At 68.5% G+C, this 24,800-nt stretch carries 19 protein-coding genes; 12 read left to right on the forward strand and 7 right to left on the reverse strand.

What is annotated here, in order from left to right; genetic code table 11:
• Positions 1-29 precede the first annotated feature (29 nt).
• Complete coding sequence (locus ACP59X_RS01195; RefSeq protein ID WP_428563861.1) at positions 30-902, reverse strand: dimethylarginine dimethylaminohydrolase family protein; 873 nt, start codon at positions 900-902, stop codon at positions 30-32.
• A gap of 65 nt (positions 903-967) precedes the next feature.
• Between ACP59X_RS01195 and ACP59X_RS01200 the strand changes: the two genes are divergently transcribed.
• On the forward strand, positions 968-3,349 hold the full coding sequence (locus ACP59X_RS01200) for an MFS transporter (RefSeq protein ID WP_428563865.1): 2,382 nt from the start codon (positions 968-970) through the stop codon (positions 3,347-3,349).
• Between the two features lie 179 nt (positions 3,350-3,528).
• Positions 3,529-5,532, forward strand: a complete 2,004-nt coding sequence (locus ACP59X_RS01205) for a SpoIIE family protein phosphatase (protein WP_428563868.1) — start codon at positions 3,529-3,531, stop codon at positions 5,530-5,532.
• Positions 5,533-5,651: 119 nt separating this feature from the next.
• Here the strand turns inward: ACP59X_RS01205 and ACP59X_RS01210 are convergent, their stop codons facing one another.
• Entirely contained in the window at positions 5,652-6,821 is a 1,170-nt protein-coding gene (locus ACP59X_RS01210) for a diaminopimelate epimerase (RefSeq protein WP_428563871.1), read from the reverse strand.
• Between the two features lie 106 nt (positions 6,822-6,927).
• On the opposite strand from ACP59X_RS01210, the gene ACP59X_RS01215 reads away from it, so the two are divergent.
• The 3 genes from ACP59X_RS01215 to ACP59X_RS01225 are packed head-to-tail and all read left to right on the forward strand — an operon-like array spanning position 6,928 to position 9,505.
• Positions 6,928-8,103: an ABC transporter substrate-binding protein gene (locus ACP59X_RS01215; RefSeq protein ID WP_428563874.1), complete on the forward strand. Its 1,176-nt coding sequence runs from the start codon at positions 6,928-6,930 to the stop codon at positions 8,101-8,103.
• 18 nt (positions 8,104-8,121) lie between these two features.
• Positions 8,122-8,994 carry a formyltransferase family protein gene (locus ACP59X_RS01220; protein WP_428563877.1) on the forward strand — a complete coding sequence of 291 codons (873 nt, stop codon included), beginning with the start codon at positions 8,122-8,124 and terminating at the stop codon, positions 8,992-8,994.
• 16 nt (positions 8,995-9,010) lie between these two features.
• Positions 9,011-9,505, forward strand: a complete 495-nt coding sequence (locus tag ACP59X_RS01225; RefSeq protein ID WP_428563880.1) for a MamS/MamX family magnetosome protein — start codon at positions 9,011-9,013, stop codon at positions 9,503-9,505.
• A gap of 47 nt (positions 9,506-9,552) precedes the next feature.
• On the opposite strand, the gene ACP59X_RS01230 is transcribed toward ACP59X_RS01225, so the two are convergent.
• The 4 genes from ACP59X_RS01230 to ACP59X_RS01245 all read right to left on the reverse strand — a co-directional run bounded on the left by ACP59X_RS01230 (position 9,553) and on the right by ACP59X_RS01245 (position 15,384).
• Entirely contained in the window at positions 9,553-10,746 is a 1,194-nt protein-coding gene (locus ACP59X_RS01230) for an acetate/propionate family kinase (RefSeq protein WP_428563883.1), read from the reverse strand.
• Positions 10,743-12,824: a phosphate acetyltransferase gene (pta, locus tag ACP59X_RS01235; RefSeq protein ID WP_428563886.1), complete on the reverse strand. Its 2,082-nt coding sequence runs from the start codon at positions 12,822-12,824 to the stop codon at positions 10,743-10,745. The genes ACP59X_RS01230 and pta overlap by 4 nt, the downstream gene beginning before the upstream one ends.
• A 377-nt stretch (positions 12,825-13,201) precedes the next feature.
• Positions 13,202-14,194, reverse strand: a complete 993-nt coding sequence (locus tag ACP59X_RS01240) for a diguanylate cyclase domain-containing protein (protein WP_428563889.1) — start codon at positions 14,192-14,194, stop codon at positions 13,202-13,204.
• 140 nt (positions 14,195-14,334) lie between these two features.
• A complete protein-coding gene (locus tag ACP59X_RS01245; RefSeq protein ID WP_428563892.1) occupies positions 14,335-15,384 on the reverse strand; it encodes an alginate export family protein in 1,050 nt (349 codons plus the stop codon).
• A 45-nt stretch (positions 15,385-15,429) separates the two neighbouring features.
• On the opposite strand from ACP59X_RS01245, the gene ACP59X_RS01250 reads away from it, so the two are divergent.
• The 7 genes from ACP59X_RS01250 (at position 15,430) to ACP59X_RS01280 (ending at position 23,178) form a co-directional block, all read left to right on the forward strand.
• The gene (locus tag ACP59X_RS01250) at positions 15,430-15,801 is read left to right on the forward strand and encodes a hypothetical protein (protein ID WP_428563895.1); all 372 of its coding nucleotides are present in this window, start codon (positions 15,430-15,432) and stop codon (positions 15,799-15,801) included.
• A gap of 51 nt (positions 15,802-15,852) precedes the next feature.
• The gene (locus tag ACP59X_RS01255) at positions 15,853-16,161 is read left to right on the forward strand and encodes a thioredoxin family protein (RefSeq protein ID WP_428563898.1); all 309 of its coding nucleotides are present in this window, start codon (positions 15,853-15,855) and stop codon (positions 16,159-16,161) included.
• Positions 16,162-16,169: 8 nt separating this feature from the next.
• Entirely contained in the window at positions 16,170-17,090 is a 921-nt protein-coding gene (locus ACP59X_RS01260; protein ID WP_428563901.1) for an NAD(P)/FAD-dependent oxidoreductase, read from the forward strand.
• Between the two features lie 176 nt (positions 17,091-17,266).
• The gene (locus ACP59X_RS01265; protein ID WP_428563904.1) at positions 17,267-18,649 is read left to right on the forward strand and encodes an aryl-sulfate sulfotransferase; all 1,383 of its coding nucleotides are present in this window, start codon (positions 17,267-17,269) and stop codon (positions 18,647-18,649) included.
• A 340-nt stretch (positions 18,650-18,989) separates the two neighbouring features.
• Positions 18,990-20,420, forward strand: a complete 1,431-nt coding sequence (locus tag ACP59X_RS01270) for an MFS transporter (RefSeq protein ID WP_428563907.1) — start codon at positions 18,990-18,992, stop codon at positions 20,418-20,420.
• Between the two features lie 204 nt (positions 20,421-20,624).
• Positions 20,625-22,514, forward strand: a complete 1,890-nt coding sequence (locus tag ACP59X_RS01275) for a sensor histidine kinase (protein ID WP_428563910.1) — start codon at positions 20,625-20,627, stop codon at positions 22,512-22,514.
• Positions 22,483-23,178, forward strand: a complete 696-nt coding sequence (locus ACP59X_RS01280; RefSeq protein ID WP_428563913.1) for a response regulator — start codon at positions 22,483-22,485, stop codon at positions 23,176-23,178. The genes ACP59X_RS01275 and ACP59X_RS01280 overlap by 32 nt, the downstream gene beginning before the upstream one ends.
• A 93-nt stretch (positions 23,179-23,271) precedes the next feature.
• Here ACP59X_RS01280 and ACP59X_RS01285 read toward each other — a convergent pair whose 3' ends face one another.
• A complete protein-coding gene (locus ACP59X_RS01285) occupies positions 23,272-24,630 on the reverse strand; it encodes a glycoside hydrolase family 18 protein (RefSeq protein WP_428563916.1) in 1,359 nt (452 codons plus the stop codon).
• Positions 24,631-24,800 lie beyond the last annotated feature (170 nt).

The raw sequence follows: 24,800 nt of genomic DNA on the forward strand, positions 1-24,800 counted from the left end.
AAGCAACGCTCCGCATCGCGTAAGCGCCACTAGGGTATTGTCCCCTGTCCCGCCGCTGCCGGGACCGGCTCCCGGCACAGGGGACAGGTGGCGCAGCGCAGGGCGCCGCCAAGCTTGGCGACCTCGTCGTAGGCCACCTCCACCACATGCAACCCCATGGCCCGCAGCGCACCGTTGACCCGCGCCTGGTGGGCCGGCGAGACGACCACCTCCGGGGACAGGGACAGCACGTTGGTCGCCAGCCCGAACTGCTCCCGCCGGTCGACCTCGAGGCAGCGGAAACGGCCGCGCAACAAGGCCAACGCCTCGGGCGCGAAGGCCGGGGCATGGACGATGGCCTGGTCGCGGCCAACCGGGCAAAAGACCACGTCCAGATGGATAAACGGCGGGGCCAGGGCCAGCGGGGTGACGGCCAGCCTGTCCCCGAAGCGCCGCCGCAGCCAGTCGAGCGCCCGGGCGTCGGTGCGCGGGCTTTGGCCGACGTACAGGCAGCCCCCGTGGACCATGACGTCCCCGGCTTCCACAAAACCCTCGGTCACGCGGGCAACCGGCGCGTCGAGCCGTTCCAGAAGCCCGTCGAGGGCCCTGGGCTCGTTGCGGCGCAGGGGCTGGCGCAGGGCGCACACCACCAGCGTGTCGAGGATGACGACGGCGATGTCGCGCACGAAGACCTGGTGGAGCGTGTCGGTGCGCTGTTCGGCCCAGACGATGTCCACGCCGGCCGCAGCCAGGGCGGCGGCAAAGGCCTGGTGCTGGGCCTTGAGCCGGTCCGGGCGCGGCGCATCGACGGCATAGTACCGTTGCTGCACCTCGTTCATGGGCTCGTGGAGCACGAAATCGTTCATACGCGCCATGAGCACGCGCGTAAGCCGCCCGGTTTCCGAATCGACATGGATGTGCATTGCGCGGCGGCCCCTCCCCGGGCGCGGCCTGTACAATAGGCTGGGCCATGGGATAGGGATGCCCCATGCGCCAGACCCCCGTGCCCAGGCTCCGTGTCTTTCTCCTGTCGCTTTCGATACTCGCCACCGCCCTGGCCTTCAATGCCGGATTGAGCCTGCACGGCTTCGAAAAAATCTACCTGCAGTCCCTGCTCTCCCGCATTGGCCTCGAAGGGCGCCAGATGCGCGCCGCCCTGGAAAACGACCTGCGCTTCGGCAAGCCCCTGGACAAGATGCTGGGCCTGGACCGCCTGGCCGCCGCCGCCCTGGCCCGCCAGCCCGACATCGGCGACATCGTGGTGGCCCTGCCGGACGGCCGGGACCTGTTCGCCGCCCGGCCCGACCTGGGCTCGGCTGCCCGGGACTGGTCCTCGGTGCCCCAGGCCGACAAGGACGTCGGCGGCGAACAGGTCGCCGTCAGCGCCCGGCCCGTTAACGGCTGGTACCGCCTGTCCTTTCCCCTGCGCGAGCGCGGCAAGGCCGTGGCCGGGACCCTGTCCCTGTACCTGGATCAGGCGGTGGAGCGGGCCGGGGTCGGGGCGGTGCTCGTGGCCAGCCTGCGGGACCTGGGGCTGACCCTGGCCGGGGCGGCCGGCATCCTGGCGGTGCTGCTATTTTCCCGGCTTGGCCGCGCGGACGGCCCCAAAGGCCCGGGCCGGCTGCTGGCCGGGCTCATCCTGGCCCTGGGCCTGGCCCAGGCCGCCTACAGCCTGCAAAACGCCCGGCTGCTCGGCGCGCAATACCGCCAGTTGGTCGAAAGCCAAGCCGCCTCCATCGCCACCTTCCTGCAACAGGACCTCGACGCCCTGCTCGCCAAGGGCCTGCGCCTGGACAAGCTGGTGGGCATCGACAAGGTCTTCGGCCGCCTCCTGGCCGGCAACCCGGAAGTGGCGGCCATCGACGTCCAGGACGCCGGCGGCGATGTCGTCTACACCACGGCGGCGGCGCCCACGGTTCCGGATGCGGTCCAGGCCAGGCCCCTGGGCGGCCGCGCGGGCGAGGCCCTGGGCGCGGTGCGGGTGTTTCCGTCCCGGGACTTCCTCGAGGCGCGCCTGCGCGGCGGGCTCCTGGACGCCCTGACCGTGGCCGTGGTTTCCTTCTTGCTGCTGTCGGAAATGGCCCAGTTCCTGACGGCCTCCATGCGGCTGCGGCTTTCGGGCGCCCCGAGCGGGGCCGACGGCAGGCTTGGCGAGGCCGCCGCCGTCATCCGCCCGGCCGCCTTCCTGTTTATTTTCGCCATGGGCCTGTCGGTGTCGTTTTTGCCCCTGTTCATGGAGGCGCTCTACAAGCCCATGGCCGGGCTGTCCAAGGACATGGTGCTGGGGCTGCCCATCTCGGCGGAGATGCTTTTCACGGGCCTGAGCATCATCCCCTGCGGGGTGTGGCTCGACGCCCGGGACTGGCGCGAGCCCTTCTACACGGGCCTGGCGGCCACGGCCCTGGGGTCGTTTCTGTGCTACCAGGCCACGGGGCCGGGCTGGCTGCTCGGGGCCAGGGCCGTGGTCGGCCTGGGCTACGGCCTGACCTGGATGGCCATGCAGCATTTCGTGTTTTCCCACACCGACCCGGACTCCCGGGCCAGGGGCTTTTCCCATCTGGTGGCCGGCATCTACGCCGGCAGCCTGTGCGGCACGGCCATGGGTGCCATCCTGGCCGACCGGCTCGGCTATGCACCGGTTTTTCTGGTGGCCGTGGGCTTCACCCTGGCCTCGGGGCTCTTTACCGCCTGCTGCCTCCCGCGCGCCTTGCAGGCCCCGGCCGAGGCGCACGGGGTGCGGCGCATGGGCACGGTGCGCCTGCGCTCGCTGGCAACCTTCCTGGCCGACCGCGACATGATGGCCCTGCTGCTGCTGGCGAGCATTCCCTTTTCCATCGCCCTGGTCGGGTTCATGTTTTATTTCAGCACCCTGTACCTTCGCCGCCTGGGCGTGAGCCAGTCCGACATCGGCCGGGTGCTGATGGTGTACGGGCTGTTCATGGTGACGCTCGCCCCGCGGGTCAGCCGTCTGGTGGACAGGGCCAGGGAGAAAAAGGGCTTCATCGTGGCCTGCGGGCTGTCGGCCTCGCTGGGGTTGGCCCTTTTTTTCGTGTACCAGGGCTTTACGGCCGTACTCGGCGCCATTTTGTTGCTAAGCTTGGCCGGCAGCCTGGGATTCGCGGCCCAGGCCATCTATGCCTTCAACGCCCGGGTTTCCCGCCGCCTGGGACCGGGCCAGGCCACGGGCTGGTTCCGGGCCCTGGAGCGCAGCGGCCAGATGCTCGGGCCGCTGGTTTTCGGCCAGCTCATCGCCGTGGCCGGCATGGAGCGCGGCGTGGCCCTGGCCGGGGTGGGGTTTCTCGCCGTAACGCTCCTTTTTTGGCTCGTCGCCAGAAAAGAAACGAGCCTGGGCGCGGGGGATGACGGCTAGTGCCGCATCCCCTGAGAGAGGCGGTTTTTTAGAAAAAGAAGTATGCCGAAGTGTTGTCTTCGGAAAACCATGTATCCCTACAAAAGGGCGCGACACGGGGCACCGCCTCCGGCGTCGCGGTCCGTTGGCCGCATGCGCAATCTGTTACGACCGGATCGGTTCCGGCACGGCGAACGCCCATGTTCACATCCCTTCGCACCAAGATCGTGCTCCTGGTCCTGGCCATCCTCGCGGCCACGGCCCTGCCCATTTTGTATTTCACCAAGTCCGACGTGGGTACGGCCATGCTCGCGGCGGAGGAGCGCTCCGTCAACAACGTCCTCGATCTGGTGACCCTGCATATCCGTGGGGAATACCAGCATTTGCTGCGCGAGAAGGTCGAGGCCGTCACCGAGCGCAAGGCCCGGCTGGCCGCCGAGGCCGCCATCGTCCAAAAGGGCCTGGCCACCTTCGCCGACCTGGCCCGCCGGGGGCTCGTGCCCCAGGCCGAGGCCAAGGACGAAGCCCTCAAATGGCTGGCCGGCCAGGACATGGCCGGCGAGGAATTCTTCCTCTACGACCGGGCGGGCCGGCTCCTTTTCCATCCCGATGCCGCTTTCCTCGGCCGGGACCTGTCCTTGCTGCGCGACTTCAAGGGCCGTTTGGTCCTTCCCTCCATGCGCGGGGAGGCGGCGGCCTACGGCGGCGGGCTGGCGGTCTTCCCCTGGCCCGGCCCGGACGGCGCGCCGCGCGGCAAGAAACTCGGCCATTTCGTGGCCGTGCCCGGCTTCGACTGGATGCTGGCCGCCGTGGTGGACATCGGCGACATCGAAAGCCAGGCCGACGCCAAGCTGCGCCAGCTCGTCGATGCCCTGCGCTTAAGCCTGGGCCAGGTCCACATCGCCAAGACCGGCTTCCTGTTCGTGTTCAACGCGGCCGATGCCCTGCTGGCCGTGCCCGAGGGTGCCGTGTTGCCGGACAAGGCCGCCTTGGGGGATTTGCTTGTCCGGCTCAAGGCCGCGGCCGCAACCGACGACGGCCTCGTGCTTTATACCGACGCCGCCGGCCGTGTCCGGGAATTGCGGGCCAAGCGGCTCAAGGGCCTGGACTGGTACGTGGCCTCCCAGGCGCCGCTGAACGAGATCGAGGCCCCGGCCACGGCGTTGGTGACCCGGCAGTCCCTGATCATCGCCGCCATTTTCATCCTGGGCCTGGCCCTGGCCCTGCCGTTGGCCGGGGGCATCGCCCGTCCCCTCAACCGGCTGGCCGGCTACGCCAAGGAACTGCCCACCCACGACTTCGCCGCCGCGCCGGCCGCGGATTCGGTGGTTACGACCATGGCCGGCCGGTTCCGCGACGAGGTCGGCCGCCTGGCCGAGGCGCTTGCGTTCATGGAGCGGGAACTGCACGGCAACATCCAGCGGCTCATGGAGACCAGGGCGGCCAAGGAGCGCATCGAGCAGGAACTGTCCATCGCCCGGGACATCCAGATGGGCATCCTGCCCAAGATCTTCCCGCCCTTTCCGGACAAGGGCGAGGCGGACATCTACGCCATCATGGAAGCGGCCAAGGAAGTGGGCGGCGACCTCTACGACTTCTTTTACATCGACGAGCACCGGCTGTGCTTCGTGGTCGGGGACGTGGCCGGCAAGGGCGTGCCGGCCGCGCTGTTCATGGCTGTCACCATCACCCTGATCAAGGCCGTGGCCCTGCGCACGCCCTCGCCCGGGAGCATCCTGGAGGCCGTCAACAAGGACCTCAGCCGGGACAACCCCTCCAGCATGTTCGTGACGCTTTTTTGCGGCCTGCTCGACGTACGCACCGGAGAGCTGCTCTACGCCAACGGCGGCCACAACCCGCCCGTGCTCCTGCGCCACGGCCAGGCCGCCCAGTACCTGGGCGGGAAAAAAGGCGCCATCGTCGGGGCCATCCCGGACCTGCGCTTCCCGGTCAACACCATGACCCTGGAGCCGGGCGAGGCCCTGTTCCTCTATTCCGACGGCGTGACCGAGGCCATGAACACCGAGCATGCCCTGTTCGGGTCGCAGCGCTTGCTCGAAGAGGTGGAAAAGGACCGGGACGCCCCCATCGAGGTCGCCGTGGCCAACGTCATGGCCGAAGTGCGCGCCTTTGCCGGCGAGGAACCCCAATCCGACGACATCACCGTCATGCTGGTCCTCTACCAGGGCCCGCAGGCCGGGTAAGGGCAAAAGGAAGAAAGGACAGCCGCCAGGGTTTCCCTACGCTACAACGCTCTCCGTGCCATGGTTGCCGTTTCGGCCCGGCCTGGGTGGGAGAGCCGGGAGAAGGGGGGGGCGGGCCGTCAGGCGACGGGGCCGGCCGGTTGGTCGGCCCAGGCCCGGTAGACGAGCACGGGCCGGCCGGTCAGGGTCCAGGCGCCGCCCGGCCGGCGGGTCAGGGTCAGGGCCGTGTCCGGCCCGGGATTGGCCCAGGCGCACCGGACGGGGCGGGCCGTGACGCGCGGCCCGGCCACCAGGCCCAGATGGTGGGCCAGGGCGGCCGCCGCCACCGCGCCCGTGCCGCAGGCCAGGGTTTCCTTGCGGATGCCGCGCTCGAAGCAGCGGTATTCCAGGACGCCGGCGGTATCGGTCACCCGGGCGAAGACCAGGTTGATGCCCCGGGGAAACAGTCCCGGCGACCGGCTATTGGCCGCCAGGCCCAGGGCGCGCAGCAAGGCGACGCTTTCGCGCCGGCAGCGCGACGGATCGGGGCCCGGGCAGGGCCGCGACGGAGAATCGAAGAGTTGGGCGAAAATGCGCCGCGCGTCCTTGGTATCGGGGGCATCGGGGGCATCAGGGGCATCGGCGGTACCGGCTGCCTGTTCCAGGAACACGAGATGCGGCTCGCCCGTGTAGACCGCGTAGCCGGACAGGTGCAGTGCCGCTTCGCCCCGGCCGTCGGCCGGGTCCGGGGCGGAGAAATTCCGGAACCGGCCGAACACGCCCGCGTCCCGGGCAATGAACCCCGGCGGCAGGAAGCCCTCGGGCATGGCCCTTGGGGCGTCCATGTCGGCGCTGTAGCATCCGGGCGCCTCGCCCCGGCCGATGGCCCGGGCCACCGGTTCGCCGGCCGGCAACTCGGTCAGGATGGAGGCCGCCGCCAGGCCGTAGAAGAGGTCCAGGTGCCGGGCCATGGCCAACAGGCCGTTGCCGCAGCACAGGGCCTCGCTGCCGTCGGGCTCGAACATGCGAAAGACGAAGGGCGTCGGCCCGCCGTTTCCGGCGGTCGGGGCCTGCGGCGGATAGCCCCGATGGCGGCGGATGTCGGCCAGGACCGCGGGGACGGCCCGCTGCAAGGCCAGCAGGTTGTCGGCGCCGATGCCGTGGCCGTCGCGGCAGGCCAGGTGGGCGAAACGCGATTTTTCCGCCTCGCTCGGCCCAGGGCCGGCGGCCTCGTCCACAAGGGCGAAGGTGTTGCCCAGGACGCTGTAGAATGAGAACGGAATGCGGGCCATGTGGGGGCGAACTTGCATGAGTGCCGGCATTTTTACAAGTGACCGGATGGCTTGACGCCATGAGGACGCCAGTCGTATCATGAAGCTAATGGGGCCGATACCGCCCGAAGCAGGACCAAGGGATATGACCAAGCATTGCCGATGGATCGCGGTGTTGTTGCTGCTTCTTTCCCTGCCCCTGGCCACCGCCCGGGCCGCCGCCGACGCCCCGGCGAACCTCCAGCCGACGCTCAATCAGGGGAAAAAATGGCGTATCGGCTATCTGGAAGGCGGCCCCTACGCCAATTATCCCCAGGTGCTCAAGTCCGTGATCAACGGCCTGGCCGCCCTGGGCTGGCTGGAGCCGGTGGCCTTTCCCCAGGACAAGGACGTAAACGTCCCGGCCAACCTCTGGAAGTGGATCGGGGCCAACGTCAAAAGCGACTACCTGGAATTTCCGGCCGACGCCTTCTACACCTCGCGCTGGGACGAGGCCAGCCGGGCCAAGACCAAGGAGGCGGCGCTCACCCGCCTGGCCACGGCCAAGGATATCGACCTGATGATCGCCATGGGCACCTGGGCCGGGCAGGACCTGGCCAACGACCGCAACACCGTGCCCACCCTGGTGTTTTCCTCCACCGACCCCATCGCCGCCGGCATCGTCAAAAGCGTCGGGGACTCCGGCCGCGACAACATCAACGCCCGGCTCGACCCGACCATCCACGAACGCCAGCTGCGGCTGTTTCACGACATCATCGGCTTCAAGAAACTGGGCGTGGCCTACGAGGACTCCGTGGCCGGCAAGAGCTACGCCGCCCTGCCGGCCATCGAACAGGTGGCCGCCGAGCGGGGCTTCACCGTGGTGCCCTGCTTCACCAAGGCCTCCACCCCGGACACGGCCGAGGCCGAGGCCTCGGTGATCCAATGCGCCCGGCAACTGGCCCCGAACATCGACGCCATGTACCTGACCATCCAGAAGGGCCTGACCCCCCGCAGCCTGCCCCAGGTCATGGAAGCCCTCAACGGCAACAACGTCCCGACCTTTTCCCAGAACGGCTCCGACGAGGTGCGCCAGGGGGCGCTGCTGAGCCTGGCCCTGGCCGGCTTCAAATACGTGGGCCGCTTCCACGCCGAAACCATGGCCGGGGTCTTCCATGGCGCCAAGCCCCGGCAGCTGCCCCAGCTCTTCGAGGACCCGCCGAAAATCGCCATCAACCTCCAGGAAGCCCAGATCATCGGCTACGACCCGCCCGTGGACATCATCGCCGCCTCCGACGAGATCTACCAGGAAATCGAGCCCGCCCCGGCCAAGGCCCCCTAACCGCCAGGAACCCGAACCATGCGCATCCTCGTCTGTTCCAAGCTGGATCTGGCCGGCGTGGTGGCCCTCAACGCGGCGGCCAGGCTGCTGGCCGGCCACGAGCTGCATTTTCTGCTCTCCGACCGGGTCACCGCCCTCGAACGCCGTGACCCGGGCCTGGCCGAGCTGCTGTTTTTCGAGCGCGACCTGCCGGTGGAACACCTCTTCCCGGCCCTGGACCGCGCCCCGTTTGCCCCCGGGGCCGCGCCCGAGTGCCACACCGTGGCCGGGCTGACGCGCCACCTGGGCATCCCGGTGCGCCTGCGCGGCGACGTCAACCAGCCCCAAACCGTGGCGGAAATCCGGGCCCTGGCCCCGGACGTCATCCTGTCCGTGCGCTACGAATGGATTTTCAAGGACGCGGTCCTGGCCATCCCCAGGTGTGGCCTCTACAACGTCCACCCCGGGGAGCTGCCGGGCTACGGCGGGGTCCTGGCCCCGTTTCGGGCGGCCCTGGCCGGCGAACCCCAGGCCGCCGTCACCCTGCACGTCATCGACCGGGGCCTGGATACCGGCCCCATCGTGGACATCCGCCGCCTGCCCTTCACCCCCGGCCGCTCCATCTTCGACGTCACCGTCGGCCTCTATCCCCTGGGCATCGCCCTGTTTCGCGATATCCTGCCGCGCATCGAGGCCGGCGAGCCGGTGCCGGCGACGCCCCAGGACCCGGCCGCGCGCCGGTATTTCTCCTTTCCGACCCAGCCGGAATTCCAGGCCCTGGCCGCCAAGGGCGTTTCGCTGCTGGATTTGGCCCAGTACCGGCAGCTCCTGTCGCGGTTCGAGCCGGGCAGCGGGCTCGGGCAACCCTGCGGCGACCCGGGGGCGGCTGGCGCCTGCGGGCCGTCGCGCTAACGAGAAGGACGGGACCATGGCCGGGAGCATGACGACGCGTCTGGGGTGGCGAGTGGCCTTGGCCGTTGTCGCCTGGTGTGTGCTGGCCCCGTTCCCGGGTCTGGCCCAGACGGGCCTGGCCGGCTGGGAGCGGGGCGGGGCCTATGACCGGCTCTACAGGCCCGAGGCCGCGACCACTCTGACCGGCCGCCTGGTCGGCATCCGCGAGGCCGCCCCCCTGCCGGGCATGGCCCCGGGGCCGGTGCTGACCGTGCGGACCACGGACGGCACCGTGGTCGAGGCCCAGGCCGGGCCTTCGGCCTTCGCCAAACTCCTGACCTACACCGTAAGCCCCGGCGATCGGCTCAAGATCCGGGGCGCCTTTGCCGACGTGGGCGGCCAGACGGTCTTCCTGGTGGCCAAGCTGCGGGTCAACGGGGCCTACGTTTTCAAGTGCCGCCGCACCCGCGACGGCGTGCCCTACTGGAGCCTGTCCAAGGAGACCCTCATCCGGGAAAAGCTGCCTCAGTAGCCCTTCCTTCGCGACCCCCCCCTGGGCCGGGCCGTTGCGCCCGGCGGTTACCGGCCCAGCACGGCCAGGCTTTCCCGGGCGATCTCCCGTTCCTCGTCCGTGGGGATGGCGAAGATGCGCACCGGGCTTTCGGGCGTGCCGATCTCCATGGCCTGGCCCATGGCCGCCCGGTTTTTCTCCGGATCGAGGACGATGCCGCGCCCGGCCAGGCCCTTGAGGCACAGTTCCCGCGTGGCCGGGTCGTGCTCGCCGATGCCGGCCGTGAACGTCACGGCGTCCACCCGGCCAAGGGTGGCGATGTAGGCGCCGATGTACTTGCGGATGCTCAGGGCGAACATCTCGAAGGCCAGTTCGGCCCGGGCATCGCCGGCCTGGCGCCGGGCATGGATGTCGCGCAGGTCGCTGGAGCCGCAGATGCCGTAGAGCCCGCTTTGGGTGTTGAGGGCCGCGTCGATGGCGGCGTTTTCCAGTTTGGCGGTGCGGCGCAGGTAGAAGATGATTTCCGGGTCGATGTCGCCCGAGCGCGTCCCCATCATGGTCCCGGCCAGGGGGGTCATGCCCATGGAGGTGTCCACGCTCTGGCCGCCCTTGATGGCGCACACCGAGTCGCCGCCGCCGAGGTGCACGGTCACCAGGTCGCAGGCGGACAGGGGCTTGCCCAGAAACCGGGCGGTCTCCGTGGCGATGTAGCGGTGGGAGGTGCCGTGGAAGCCGTAGCGCCGCACGCCGTATTGCTCGTACCAGGCGTAGGGCAGGGCGTACAGGAAGGCCTTGGGCGGCATGGTCTGGTGAAAGGCCGTGTCGAACACGGCCACGTGGGGGCAGCCGGGGAAAAGCGCCATGGCCGTGTCGATGCCCTGGAGGTTGGCCGGGTTGTGCAGCGGCGCCAGGGGCACGGCCGCTTCGATGCCGTCGCGCACGGCCCGGTCGATGACGGCCGGGGCGCTGAAGCGCTCGCCGCCGTGGACCACCCGGTGGCCGACGGCGCCCACCGCGGCCGGGCCCTGCATGACCCCCTGGCCGGGATCGGTGAGCAGGGCCACGGCCCGGGCCAGGGCCGCGCGGTGGTCGGGCAGGGGCAGGTCCTCCACGACCTTGCCCGAGGCCGTCTCATGGGTCAGCCGGCCGTTGCCCTGGCCGATGCGTTCGGCCAGCCCCGAGGCCAGGGCCGTGTCCGTGGCCATGTCGAGCAGCTTGTACTTGAGCGAGGAACTGCCGGCGTTGAGCACGAGAACGTTCATGGGGCCTCCGCGGCTTGGATGGCGGTGATGGCCGCCGTGTAGACGATGTCGGTCACGGTGCAGCCCCGGCTGAGGTCGTTGACCGGTTTGTTGAGCCCTTGCAGCACCGGCCCCATGGCCACGGCCCCGGAGGAGCGCTGGACGGCCTTGTAGGCGATGTTGCCCGTGTCCAGATCCGGGAAGATGCAGACCGTGGCCTTGCCGGCCACGGCGCTGTCCGGGAGCTTTTCCCTGGCCGTGGCCGGGTCCACGGCGGCGTCGTACTGGATGGGCCCTTCCACCGGCAGGTCCGGGGCGCGCTGGCGCAGAAGGCTGGTGGCCTGGCGGACCTTGTCCACGTCCGGCCCCTTGCCGGACGCCCCGCTGGAATAGGACAGCATGGCCACCCGGGGCTCGATGCCGAAGGACCGGGCCGTTGCGGCCGCACTCCAGGCGATCTGGGCCAGTTCCTCGGCCGTGGGGTCCGGATTGACGGCGCAGTCGCCGTAGAGCAGCACCCGGTCGGCCAGGCACATGAAAAAGACGCTGGACACCAGCCCGACGCCGGGCCGGGTCTTGATGCACTGCAAGGCCGGGCGGATGGTCTCGGCCGTGGTCGTGGTCGCGCCCGAAACCATGCCGTGGGCCTGGCCCGCGTAGACCATCAGGGTCCCGAAATAGGTCTTGTCGGCCACGAGGTCCCGGGCCGCCTCCAGGGTCAGGCCCTTGTGTTTGCGCAGGCCGTAGAGGGTGGCGGCGAAGTCCTCGCGCTGGGGGTCCGTGGCCAGGCAGCGGATGTCCGCGCCGGACAGGTCGATGCCCCGGGCCTGGGCCTGGGCCTTGATGGCCTCGGGGTCGCCGAGCAGCACGACCTCCATGATCCGGCGGCGCAGGAGGGTTTCCGCCGCCCGTTGAACGCGTTCCTCGCCGCCCTCGGCCAGGACGATGCGTTTCCCGGCCGCCTTGGCCCGCTCCAGAATTCCGAATTCGAACATGCGCGGGGTGACGGCCTCGGCCCGGCGCGACAGCAGGCTCGCGCGCAGGGCCTCCCGGTCCGTGGCCGCGTCGAACAGGGCCAGGGCGATGTCGATCTTGGCCGTATCCTCGGGGTGGATGCGCGGCCGCAACGCCTCCAGGCGGCTGGTGGTCGCATAGGTGTGGCCGTCGGTAGCCAGCACCGGCAAGGGCGCGTCCTGGGGCGTCCCGAAAAGCCGGGTCACCTTGGCCGACGGCCGGAAGCCGCCCGTGAGCAGCAGCCCGGCCGGCCGAGGAAAATCCGGGGCGTGGCGCGACACCACCGTGGCCAGGGCGATGTCCGAACGGTCGCCCGGGGTGATGACCAGGCAGTCCTGGCTGAGGTATTCCAAAAAATGCTCCGCCTGCATGGCGGCCACCAGAAAGCCGCTTACGGCCGTGTCCAGGGCCTTTTCCCCGGACAGGACCTCGGCCCCGAGCCAGGAGCGGACGTCGGCCAGGGAGGGGCTGGCCAGGCGGGGCGTCTCGGGCAGGACCATGACCCGGGTCTGCTGCTCCGGCGGCAGCAGGGCGGCCGTTTTCCGGGCGAAGCCGTCGGCATCCGTCCCTGTGTAGCGGCTGACGGCCACGGCGGCCACGGCCACGCCCCGTCCGGCCAGGGCCTTGACCGCGGCGGCGACTTCCCCGGCCAGCTCCTCGGGCCGGCGCCCGGCGGCCCCGAAGGCCAGCACGACCGGGCAGGCCAGGTTGGCGGCCACCTGGGCGTTGCAGTCGAACTCGAACGACGGGTCCTCTTCCATGTCCGTGCCCAGGCACAGGAGGCAGTCGTAGGTTGCCTGGAGGCCCTTGAACCGGGCCATGATCTTGTCGAAGGCGTCGTCTGGCCCGCTGCCGGCCCGTTCGAGGAGGGCCGGCAGGTTCACGTCCGGGACGTCCACGGCGTCCAGGCCGAAATGGCTGGAGAGCAGGTGTGCGAGATGGTCCTCGCGGTCCGGCCCAGGTCCGATGGGCCGAAACACGGCCATCCGGGGCGCCTTCGCCGCCAGCAGGCCGGCCAAGCCCAGCCCGGCCACGGCCATGCCGCAGTCGCGCTCGGTGCCGATGATCATGACGCCTTGCGGCATGGGCTGTCCTCCTTGGCTGTGACAAGTGAACACGCTACGCCGGGTGCCCGGCGCCCCCCGGGCGCGTCGCCCGCCGGGGCATGGCATGCCCACGGCGGGCCGGCCCGAACTGTCGCCGGCCCGTCGCGCCATCGATGCCGGCCCGGTGTCCGGGCGGCCTCCAACCCTACGGCGATGGCCGTGAAACCACACCGCCATTGTGTGACGAAAGAGCCTCTCCTTGTAAACACGAACGGTGCGGCAACACCACGGGAAGAGCATGTAACATGTTGGTATTTCTAGGGAAGAGATAAGTGCTGCGGCCGTGATCCACCCTGTCGGGGCCGCAATCCCCGCCGCCGGGCGTCAGGCCAGGGCTGGCGCGGGGTGGTGGGGGGTCAGCTGGTGCGGCCGCCTGGTTCCCCCTGGCCGAGGACGCAGGCGACGATCTCACGGGCAATGACGTAACGGTTGCGGCCCTGGGCCTTGGCTGCGTAGAGGGCGCGGTCGGCGGTGAAAAAGGTGTCTTCCAGGCGCTGCCCGCCGGCGGGGCGGATGCTGCACGCCCCAAAGCTGAGCGAGACCTGAGAGCCGGCTTGGGAGGCGGCGTGGGGTATGGCCAAGGCCAGGATGCCGGCCCGGAGCTTTTCCAGGATGCTGGTGAGGCCGGGCAGGTCCGTCTCCGGCAGGATGATGGCGAACTCCTCCCCGCCGTAGCGGGCCACGAAGTCCCCCGGCCGCTGGACGGCCTGCTCCAGGGCCTGGGCCACCCGGCGCAGGCATTGGTCGCCCTGGATATGGCCATAGGCGTCGTTGAACCGCTTGAAGAAGTCGATATCGCACATGATCAGCGAGAAAGGCGAGCCCTGCCGCTGGTGGCGCTTCCATTCCCGCTCGGCGAAATCGTCCAGGGAGCGCCGGTTGAAAATCCCGGTGAGGCCGTCGATGTTGGAAAGCCTTTCCAACTGGGCGTTGGCGTCCTGGAGTTGCTGGTTGACCGAAAGCAGCTCGGCCGTCCTGTGGGCGACCATCTGTTCGAGCTCTTTGTAGAACTTGGCGTTTTCGATGGAGATGGCGATCTGGGAGGACAGCAGGCCGAGGACCTGCTGGTGCCTGGGGGTGAAGGCCTCCTCGACGAGGTCGTTTTCCAGGTAGAGCATGCCCTTGAGGGAGCCGGAATGGATCAAGGGCAGGGCCATGGCGGATTTGGTGGCCTTGGAGACGAAATAACCGTCGTTGTTGAAAATCTCCCTGCCGGTGACGGAACTACGCGTGACGCTTTTTCCCGTTCGGGCGCAGTAGTTGAGAAAGTTGGTCGGCAGGGCCGGCTCCCGCCCGGCCCTGGCGCCCGGCTCGGGGGGCGTTTTCTCCCTGGGGGTGTGCCCCAGCAAAAGGGGCCGCCGATTTCTCGGCAACCCCTCGGACGGAGCGCTGGTCGCGCGCGGGAAGTCGCACCGCCAGGCGGGCGGGGAGGCGGCCCGGGCGCTTGGGTCAGGCCCTGGCCTCGCCCCTGCCCTCGGCGCGACCGCGATCAGAACTTGTAGACCAGTCCAAAGGCCGCCAGCCAGGTGTTGTTGCCGTTGCCTTGCGCCTGGCTGACCAGGCGGTGGCCCCAGACGCTCTCCTGGAACTGGCCGTGGGCCCAGCCGGTCTGCAGGATCAGGTCGAGGCTTTCGTAGAGGCTGTACTTCGTATCGAAGTTGAGGCCGGTCACGTATTCGTTTTGGGACAGGTCGTGGCCCATGGTCATGTAGGAGGCGTTGAGCAGCCGGGCCTCGCGGATGGCCCGGGGGCTGTTGTTGCCGTGCACGTAGATGAAGGTCAGGCGGTTGGCGAGTTTCTCGACAAAGGAGATGTTGGCCAGGGAGGCGCCGAAGCCATAGATGCCCACGGGCGTGGTGTAGGTGGTGGTGTCGCGGGGAAGGTCCTGGCCGCATTCGAACAGGAAGCTTTGGCCCGGCCCCCACTGGGAGCGCATGTAGGGCAGGCGCTCGGAGCCGTTGCGGGTGGAGCCGTCCTCGCCGGTGGACCAGAAGGCGAACACCTGGGGCGTCATGGCGGCCAGGCCCGTGTACTGGGCGGCGAAATCCACCATCCAGCCCTGGCGTTTGGCCGCCTTGGTGTCGTTGACCGCCCCTTGGCCGTAGACGACGTCGGCGGAGAAGCGCAGCGGATCCAGAGCCGAGACCTCGAAGGCGCCCCCGGCCCAGAAATACGGGTTCTGGGCATGCTTCCAGTGGCCCATGCCGCTCGATGCGGTCATGTTGGCCGCGCTGGCCGCCGAGAACAGGGCATTGTTGAAGCTGTTGCCGATCTCCGGGACGTCGGCGGTGTTCTTGTAGCTGTAGACGGCGTCGCGGCCGGCCACGGCGAGGGAGGCCCAGGGGGTGGCCTTGAAGCCTTTGACGGTCACGGGCAGGGCCAGGAAATAGGCGTCGAATTCGTCGCTGACCTGGGTTGTGGTCGTGTCGTAGGTCCGGTTGCTGTCAAAAAGCCGCCCGTACCCGGCGATCACGGACAACGTGTCCGGGATCAGCGGCGCCTGGATCGCCAGGGCGGCCATCAGGTCGCTGTAGATCACGCTGCCGTTGTAGATGTCGGTTTCCCGGTCTACGGCTGCATCGACATGCAGGGCAAGGACCTGCTCCCCATGCTGCGCGGCGAGGTCGACACGGTCCGCGATTTCGCCATCGCCGGCTACTTCGGCATGTCCTGGTCCATCATCACCGAGGACCACACCTACATCCATTGGCTGCTCAAAAACTGCAGCCAGCGCGACTACGCCAATGCCAACAGCCCGGGCAAGGAGATCATGAAAAACGAGGCCATGTGGTCCTGCACCGCCGGGGCCAAGCAGGAAGTGCCCGACAGCGACGAACTCTACGACCGCCGGTCCGACCCCTTCCAGCTGAGCAACATCATTGCCGACAACAAGGACCTGGCCGCCGATCTGTTGCAAAAGATCAAGCTGTATATCGGCGAACTCAAGACCCTTTAACGCCACGGGGGCGGCGCCGACCAGCGGCGCCGCCCCGGTCGAGGAAACGCCATGATCAAGGAAATCACCCAGGCCGACTACCGGGAAGCCATCGCGGCGACCCCGGGGGGCGTGTGCATCGTCTTCAAGGAACTGTGCCCCCACTGCAAGAACATGGAAAAGGTCATGGAGAAGTTCGGCCAGCTGGTGCCCGACGCCGTGCTGCTTGGCCTCGACATCCAGAAAAACCCCGAAGCCGCGGCTGCGCTTGGCGCCGAATGGGCCCCGACCCTGTGCATCATCAAAGCGGGGGTGGTCAGGCAGCAAAAGACCGGGCTCATGAACCCCAGGGAACTCCTGGCCCTGTACCAGGCCGGCTAGGGCGCGCCATGAAACCGCAATACCACTACGACTGCCTGATCCTCGGCGGCGGGCCGGCCGGCATGACCGCCGCCATCTACGCCGCCCGGGCCAAGCTTTCCGCCATCGTGCTCGAATCCAACATCACCGGCGGCCTGGTCAATTCCACCTATATCGTGGAGAACTTTCCCTCCTACCCCTCCATCCACGGCATGGAGCTCATGGAGCGGATGCGGGAGCACGTCGACGCCCTGGGTGTGCCGGTGGAGGAAATCTGCGCCCTGGAGCGCCTGGACCTGGCCGGCGAGGAGAAGGTCGCCGTGTCCGACGAGGCCGTCTACCGCGCCCCGGCCATCATCCTGGCCACCGGCCGCAGGCCCGTACCCCTGCAAACCCCCACCGAGTGCGATCAGGTGCACCACTGCGCCATCTGCGACGGCGCGCCCTACGCCGGCAAGCGGGTCCTGGTGGCCGGCGGCGGCAACAGCGCCTTCGACGAGAGCCTCTACCTCCTGTCCCTGGGCGTGGCCCACGTCACCATCGTCGAGGTCATGCCCCGGTTCTTCGCCGCCGCCGCCACCCAGGAGGCGCTTTTCGCCTCGGGCAAGGCCGAAGGCCACACCGAAACGCGGGTGGTCGACCTGGAGGTTACCAACGGCCGGCTGACGGCGGCGTTGCTTGAAAATACCGCCACCGGCCGGACCTGGCGCGAACCCGTGGACGGGGTGTTCGTCTTCCTGGGCCAGAACCCCAACAACGCCCTGTTTACGGACCAGATCGAACTGACCGCCGCCGGCTACGTCCCGGCCAAGCCGGACCTGTCCACGAGCCTGCCCGGCGTCTTCGCCGCCGGGGACATCGTGGACAAGCCCTTCCGCCAGATCACCACGGCCGTGGCCGACGGCACCGTGGCCGCCCTGTCGGCCGAACGGTACCTGCGCGGCCGCTAGCCCGGCGTTGTCGGAGGATACGGGTGTTGTTGGAGGGAACCGGCCAGGGGAATCGCCCAGCCGGGCACGGCCCAAGGCGGGCAAACCAGGCACCATCGGCCCGGAAGGGCCGCCACGGCAAGGGAGACGGCCGGGGCTTCGGCCTCGTCAACCCGCAACCCATGGGAGAATGCGACGTGACACTGCGACTGAAGACCATCGTATCGGCACTGGCGCTTTCGGGCCTGCTGGCGGCTGCCGGCGCGGCCTTCGCCTACGAGGCCATGGTCGGCCCCACGGGCGTGCTGCTCTACGACAAGGACAAGGCCTTCGCCGGCTACACCGTGCTTTCGCCCACGGTCAAAAGCACGGTCACCTACCTGATCGACATGGACGGCAACGTCGTCCACGAGTGGCAGTGCCAGTATCCGGCTGGGCTGTACGCCGAGCTGCTCCCCAACGGCAACCTGCTGCGCGGCGGCAAGCTCGAGCAAAAAGACAACGGCTTCGGCGGCATCGGCGGCATCGTCCAGGAGATCGACTGGGACGGCAAGGTGGTCTGGGAATACAAGCTGGCCGACAAGGACCACTACCAGCACCACACCTTCCACCGCATGCCAAGCGGCAATACCCTCATCCTGGCCTGGGAGCGCAAGTCCAAGGAAGAGGCCCGGGCCAAGGGCCGCGACCCCAAGACCATCCCGGCCCAACCGGTGGTCAGCGACGACGTGGCCCACAACGACTTCTGGGTGGATTTCGTGCGCGAGGTGGACAGGGACGGCAAGACCGTCTGGGAATGGCACGCCTGGGACCACATCGGCCAGGGGCCGAAAAAGCTCGATATCAACTACCACCTGCCCCAGCCCACGGGCGACGTCTACCCCAACTTCGACTGGACCCACTACAACACCGTGGGCTACCTGCCGCAAACCGACCAGATCCTGCTCAATTCGCGCAATTTCAGCGAATTCTACCTCATCGACCACAAGACCGGCGAAATCGAATACCGCTGGGGCAATCCGGCCGCCTACGGCGCCGGCAAGGCGCCGTCCTGGTACGACGACGGCGATCAGCAGGTCTTCGGCGAACACTGCGTCACCCCCCTGGACAACGGCCACATCCTCCTGTTCGACAACGGCTCCGAAAGGCCCCAGGGCAACCGCTCCCGGGTGGTGGAGATGGACCCCAAGACCGGCAAGGTCGTCTGGGAATACGCCACCAGGGATATCAACAGCTTTTTCAGCTACCGCCAGGGCGGCGTGCAGAAGCTCCCCAACGGCAACGTGCTCGTGACCTCCACCCACCACGGCCACCTCTTCGAGGTGACGCCGGACAAGAAGGTCGTCTGGGACTACGTCAGCCCCATCGCCCTGGCCCAGGCCAAGTGCGCCCTCGACGAGGACCACGACTCCCTGCCCGGCCATCACAAGATGATGAGCAACGCCATCCACCGGGCCTACCGCTACGGCCCGGACTATCCCGGCCTTGCCGGGCGCGACCTGAGCCCCAAGGCCCCCCTGGCCCCGGGCTGCCCGCAATTCCGCACCGTCTACGCTTCGGCCCCGGCGGCCAAGCCCTAGGGTGGTCCCCTTGGGAACCCTGCCAGTGTTGTTTAAGAAAAAGTAATTATTATCAACTGTTGCCCTCGAGAGGACAGCCGTTTCCTTCGAGGGTGTGACCCCAGGGCCGCCGGCAACCGGCCGGTGGCTGGCCCAGGCAACAGGGACGGCCAGGCCCGGCGCGCGTCGCGGGCCTGGCCGCGAAAAACCGGCGCCAGGCCGGGGAAGCGGGCCAGCCGGCCGTTTCCCCGGGGTCTCGCCCCGCGCCCCGGCAACGGGCCGCAAGCCCGGGCCGGGGCGGCCGGCGGCCGCATCGCCCACAACCGACAGCCTGTTACCGAGCAAAGGAGCGCAAGACATCATGGCCGAATACAGCATGGGGAAAGCCCTCGAAACCATTGGCGACGCCACGGCCCCGGGGCCGGACGGGGCCTGCGCCCCGGCCCGGGACGCCGCCGGGCGGCTGCCGACGCAGCGCTTCGCCAACAACTATTTCGACGGCATTCCCGTCAGCAGCGTGCACAAGTTCCTGTTTTTCATCATTATGGCCGCCTATTTCTTCGAGCAGCTCGACAACTGGAATTTCGGGTTCGTGGCCCCGGCCCTGTCCCAGTCCTGGAACCTGGCCATGACCGATATCGCCACGATCGTGTTCTGGTATTTCATCGGCATGACCTCGGGCGGGTTCCTCGGCGGCGTCATTTCCGACCTGATCGGCCGGCGCAAGACGTTTCTGTGCTCCATCCTGGTGTTCTCCATCTCCTCCATCATTACCGGCTTCACGGACAGCTTCGCGGTGTTCACCATTTTCCGGGCGCTCACCGGCTTTGGCGTCTTTTGCATGATGGTCACTTCCCAGGCCTACATCGCGGAAATGTCGCCCTGCGAAAGCCGGGGCAAATGGCAGGGCAACGTGGCCGCCGTGGGGTTTTGCGCCGTGCCCGTGGTCGCCTTCCTGTGCCGCCTGATCATCCCCATCAGCCCCGAGGCCTGGCGCATCATCTTCTACGCCGGCGGCGCCGGCCTGGTCGCCTTTGCCTTCGGCCTCAAATACCTCAAGGAATCGCCGCGCTGGCTCGTCTCCAGGGGCCGGGTGGCCGAAGCCGAGGCCGTGGTCGCCTTCATGACCCACCGCGACATCGACCTGTCCGAGGCGAGCAGGAAAGTCGAACCCAAGGTCAATGTCGCAAGCGTCCTCACCGGCATGTTCACGCGGCGCTACCTGCTGCGGACCTCGCTTCTGATCCTGCTGTTTATCACCATCACCCCGGCCGGCTTCCTGCTGACCACCTGGACCACGCAGCTGCTCAAGATGAAGGGCTTCACCGTGACGGAAAGCCTCACCGCCGCCACCATCATCAGCATCGGCGTGCCCATCGGCTGTTTTCTGGCCTCCCTGGTCTCGGACCGCGGCGGCCGCAAGATCCCCCTGGCGATCCTGAGCGTGGCCACGGGCGCAAGCGCCATCGCCTTTGCCTTCATGGACGGCCTGGCCGGGCTTGTCTGCGCCGGCTTCGCCGTGACCGTGGTGAACATGGCCGTGAACTTCATCCTGTTCTCCTACACGGCCGAATCCTACCCGACCAAGATGCGCAACACCGCCACCGGCTTCCACAACGGCCTGGCCCGGCTGTCGGTTTCCGCCTCCCAGCCGCTGATTCCGCTGATCCACCAGGCCTACGGCTTCGCCGGCGTCTTCGACGCCGTGGGCGCCCTGTACCTGGTGCCCGTCATCCCGCTGCTGCTGTGGGGCAAGCGGACCGGCGGCAAGAGCCTGGAGGAAATCGAATAGGTGGCCGCCGTGGCGACCGGCGTGAAGGCCGGGGGAGGGCTTGGCGCCTGCCCCGGCTTGCGCAGCCAAACCCGCCGCCGGCCTGGCCGGCGGCGGCGCCCGCCCGGGCCGGGGAGGCTTGACGTTGCCGCGCCCTGTCGGAGACGATGGAAACGCCCGGGCCGGTGCCAGGCTACCCGGCCCGCCGCCCGGACAAGGCTAACCATGTTTTCCACGACACGCCGCTTCGCCGTCCTGCTGCGCTTTTTGTGCCTGGGGAGCCTGCTGGCCCTGTTAAGCTGCCTCCACGCCCCGGGCGCCGCGGCTGCCGACGGCCCGGCCGGGGTGGGCAACGAAAAGCGGGTGGCGATCCTCTATTCCATGCCCCTGGATTTTCCGGCCACGCAACTGGTGGAACAGGGCTTGCGGGAAGCGCTTTCCGAGAAAACCCCCTTCGCCGTCCAGGCCTTTTCCGAGTACCTGGACCTGTCGCGGTTTCGCCACGAGTCCCAGCGCCAGGCCCTGGCCGACCTGCTGCGCCAGCGCTATGGGGCCGCCCAGATCGATCTGGTCATCGCCGTCGACGTGCCGGCCACGCATTTCCTCATCGAGCACGCGCAGGACGTCTTTCCCGGCATCCCGGTGGTGGTCTGCGACATTCCGGAACCCGACAAGGAAAACATCCTGGCCTCCTCCTTCGGCAAGCGGGTCAGCGGCGTCCTGGAGCCGGCCCAGGTGGCCCGCGAGCTCGTGACCTCGGCCTTTCGCCTGAAGCCGCAGGCCCGGCATGCCGTGCTGATCTACGGGGCCTTCGAAAACGACGCGGTCCGGGCCATCGTGTTGCGCCAGGCCATCACGGCGCTGTACCCGCGTGTCGAACTCCTGGAGCTCGGCGGTCTTTCCATCGGGGAAATCCTCGACCGCTGCCAGAAGCTCCCCCCGGATTCCTTGATTTTTTTCTCGACGCTTTTCGTGGATGCCAAGGGCCGTTTTTTCGTGCCCAGGGAGGTGATCCCTTCCCTGGCGAACTACTCCGGCTGCCCGATCTGGGGCCTGTACGATTCCTACTTCGGCAGCGGCGTCGTGGGCGGCCCCATGGTCAGCATGCGGCTCCAGGGGCTTGCGGCCGGAAAAATCGCCCTGCGCATCCTGTCCGGCCGGCCGGCCGGGGAAATCCCGTTCAACGACGGGCTGGACACCAAGGTCACCGTCTACGACTGGCGGCAACTCGACCGTTTCCATCTCGACGAAAACGCCCTGCCGCCCGACGCCACCGTGGTCTACCGGGAAGCCACCCTCTGGGGCCGCTACCGGTACTACATCATCGGCGCCGCCATCCTGTTCACCTTGCAGTCGGCGCTGGTCATCGGCCTGTTCGTCAACCTGCGGCAACGCAAGAAGGCGGAAATCGCCCTGCGGGAAAGCCAGCGGGAGCTGCAAACCCTGGCCGGCCGCCTGATTTCCTCCCAGGAAGGGGAGCTCAGCCGCCTGTCGCGGGAATTCCACGACGATTTCGTCCAGCGCCTGGCCGCCGTGGCCATCGAGATCGGCACCATCGAACTCCACACCCGGCCCTCGGATGAGCGGGCGCGGGCCGGCCTCGTGGACGCCAAGGAAAAGATCATCAACCTCTCCGAAGACATGCACGCGCTGTCCCGGGAGCTGCACCCCTCCATTCTGAAGGATTTCGGCCTGGTCCGGGCGGTTGCCGCGCTTTGCCGCAACTTCACCGACCGGGAGGGGCTCGACGTGGCCTGCGCCTTCCAGGGCGCGTTTACGGACATCCCCCTGGACACCGCTTTGTGCCTGTATCGGGTCATCCAGGAGGGCCTGCGCAATATCGTCAAGCACGCCCAGGCCCGCCATGTTGACATTTCCCTGGAAGGCACGGACGATCGCCTTGTCCTGGTGGTCCGGGATGACGGCAAGGGCTTCAAGCCGCTGTGCGCCAGGCTTACCCCGGGCATCGGCCTGGCCAGCATGCGGGAGCGGGTCCAATACGCTTCGGGGGATTTCGCCATCCAGTCGGAACCGGGCCAAGGCACCGTGATCCACGTCTCGGTGCCCGTGGGGGAGGAACGGCATGCGCAAGCCGAGAATCCTGCTGGCCGATGACCACCGCATGGTGGCCGAGGGCGTGCGCGGGCTGCTCGAACCGGCCTACGAACTGGTGGGCATCGTCGAGGACGGCCGGGCCCTGCTCGAGGCCGTGGACAGGTTGCGCCCGGACGCCGTGGTGGCGGACATCTCCATGCCGCTGCTCAACGGCATCGAGGCGGTGCGGCAGATCAAGAAACGGCACAAATCCGTGGCCGTCATCTTCCTGACCATGCATGTGGACGTCAATTACGCGGCCAGCGCCTTCGAGGCCGGGGCCTCGGGCTACGTGCTCAAGCATTCCGCCTCGTCGGAACTGCTCACGGCCATCGGTTGCGGGCTCAAGGGCAAGACCTACATCACGCCCCTGCTCGCCGGCGAATTGCTGCAGTTTCAGCGGGAAAAACCCGCCGTGGCCGCGGACGCCTTTTCCAAGCTGACCACCAGGCAGCGCGAAGTCCTCCAGCTCATCGCCGAAGGGTTTTCCGTCAAGGAGTCGGCCGCCATCCTCGGGATTTCGGCCCGGACCGTGGAATTCCACAAATACACGATGATCGAGTCCCTGGGGCTCAAAAGCTCGGCGGAATTGATCCGGTTCGCCGTCGAGCATGCCGCGGGGGCCTCCCGGGCGGGCCCGCGCCTGGCCTGCGATATCGACCCGTCGGCCCCCACCGGCTCCTGACAGGCCCGGCGCGGCCGGGTGCATCGACAGGATGGAAGCCTTGCTGGCCGAGGCCCCGCCGCCGTGGCCTACGCCCGTATTTGAGGGCGCGACCTAAGAGGCGGGGGCAAGCAGTAGGAGCTGCCAGGGCTGCGCCTTACCGGACGCGGAGCCGCCGCCGAAGGTCCTGGCCATCAGCCCCAGCAGGCTCGAGGCGTCGGCGGCATCGCGCACATCTCCGGACAACTCCCAGAACATGACCCCGCCGAGGCCGCGGCCCTGGACCTGGGCCAGCTTTTTGGCCAGGGAGGCCGTGCTTTCGTAGGTGACGAAAAGCCCGCCCGTGGTGCGCCCCGAGGTGATGTTGGGCCCGTAGAGGGAGGGGGCCTGGGAAAGGGGGTCGGTGGAGGCCGTGTAGCCGCTGGCCGCGGCCAGTTCCACCACCTTCCAGTAGTCGAACACGCCGGATTCCCAGTTGCCGCCCGTGCCCTGGCTTGGCCCGGCCACGCCGGGCTGGAAGAGGCCGTTGTCCGTGGCCGGCACGGTTTCCCAGGACCGGCCGTAGAAGGGGATGCCCATGGCGAGCTTGGCCGCCGGCACGCCGGCCTCCAGGTAGGCGCCCACGGCCCAGTCCACGTTCCAGGTGGCGGTGCTGGTGCAGGGGTCGAGGCAGGGGCCGGCGGGGTTGTCGTAAAGCGGGGCGACGTGGCCGGTCACGTCCTGCCAGCCGCCGTTGTAGTCGTAGGTCATGAGGTTGATGCCGTCCACGGCGGCGGCCAGGGCCGGCAGGTCCCAGGCCGCGATGCGCGACGCGGCGGCCGGCGCGGCCAGGGTCAGCAGGTAGGCCTTGCCGTCGGCCTGTCCCTTGGCGTCCAGGGCCGCGCGCGTGGCCGCGACCAGGGCGGTGAAATTCGCCTTATCGTCCGTGCCCGGGTATTCCCAGTCGATGTCGATGCCGTCCAGGCCCTGGGCCGAGACCCAGTCGGCGCACGAGGCGGCGAAGGCCGCCCGCAGCGTTTCACTCCCGGCCACGGTGGGGAAGGGGGTGGAGAGCGTCCAGCCGCCCACGGACACCAGGACCTTGAGGTCCGGGTAGAGGGCCTTGAGGTCGCGCAGCCGGCCGAAGTTGCCGGCCGCGTTGGCGGCGGACTGGTCCCAGGTCTGGGCCGGCAGGCCGTTTTTGGCCGGGAAGGCCTTCTGGAAGTCGGCGTAGGCGTCGATGGAAAACAGTTGGCCGGTGGCGGCGTTGACGGCCAGGAAGGCGTAATTGACGTGGGTGAGCTTGTCGGCCGGGATGTCGGCCGGTTCGTAGTCGCGGGCATAGACGGCCCATTGCACGAAATAGCCGATGATGCGCTTGGAAAAAGTCGCGGCCGGGGCCGACGGGGTTGGTCCGGCCAGGGCGGCCAGGGCCAGGGCGAGGAGGGCGATGCGGGCCAGGCGGCCGAGGCGGGAGGCGGGTCGTCCGGTCATGGGGCGTCCTTTGCGGCGTGTATTGTCCTGGCCTAAACCGGCATCGGGGTTTCGGCTTCGGCTGGGCTGCGGAAAATCCATGCAACGATCGGTCCATCGCAGGGTCATCCCGGAGGAAATAAGGCAATACGGGGACAAGGCAAGGCTCTGCCCGCCGTAATTTGCGCAAC

This window comes from Solidesulfovibrio sp. DCME (assembly GCF_049995385.1).
Lineage (GTDB): Bacteria > Desulfobacterota > Desulfovibrionia > Desulfovibrionales > Desulfovibrionaceae > Solidesulfovibrio.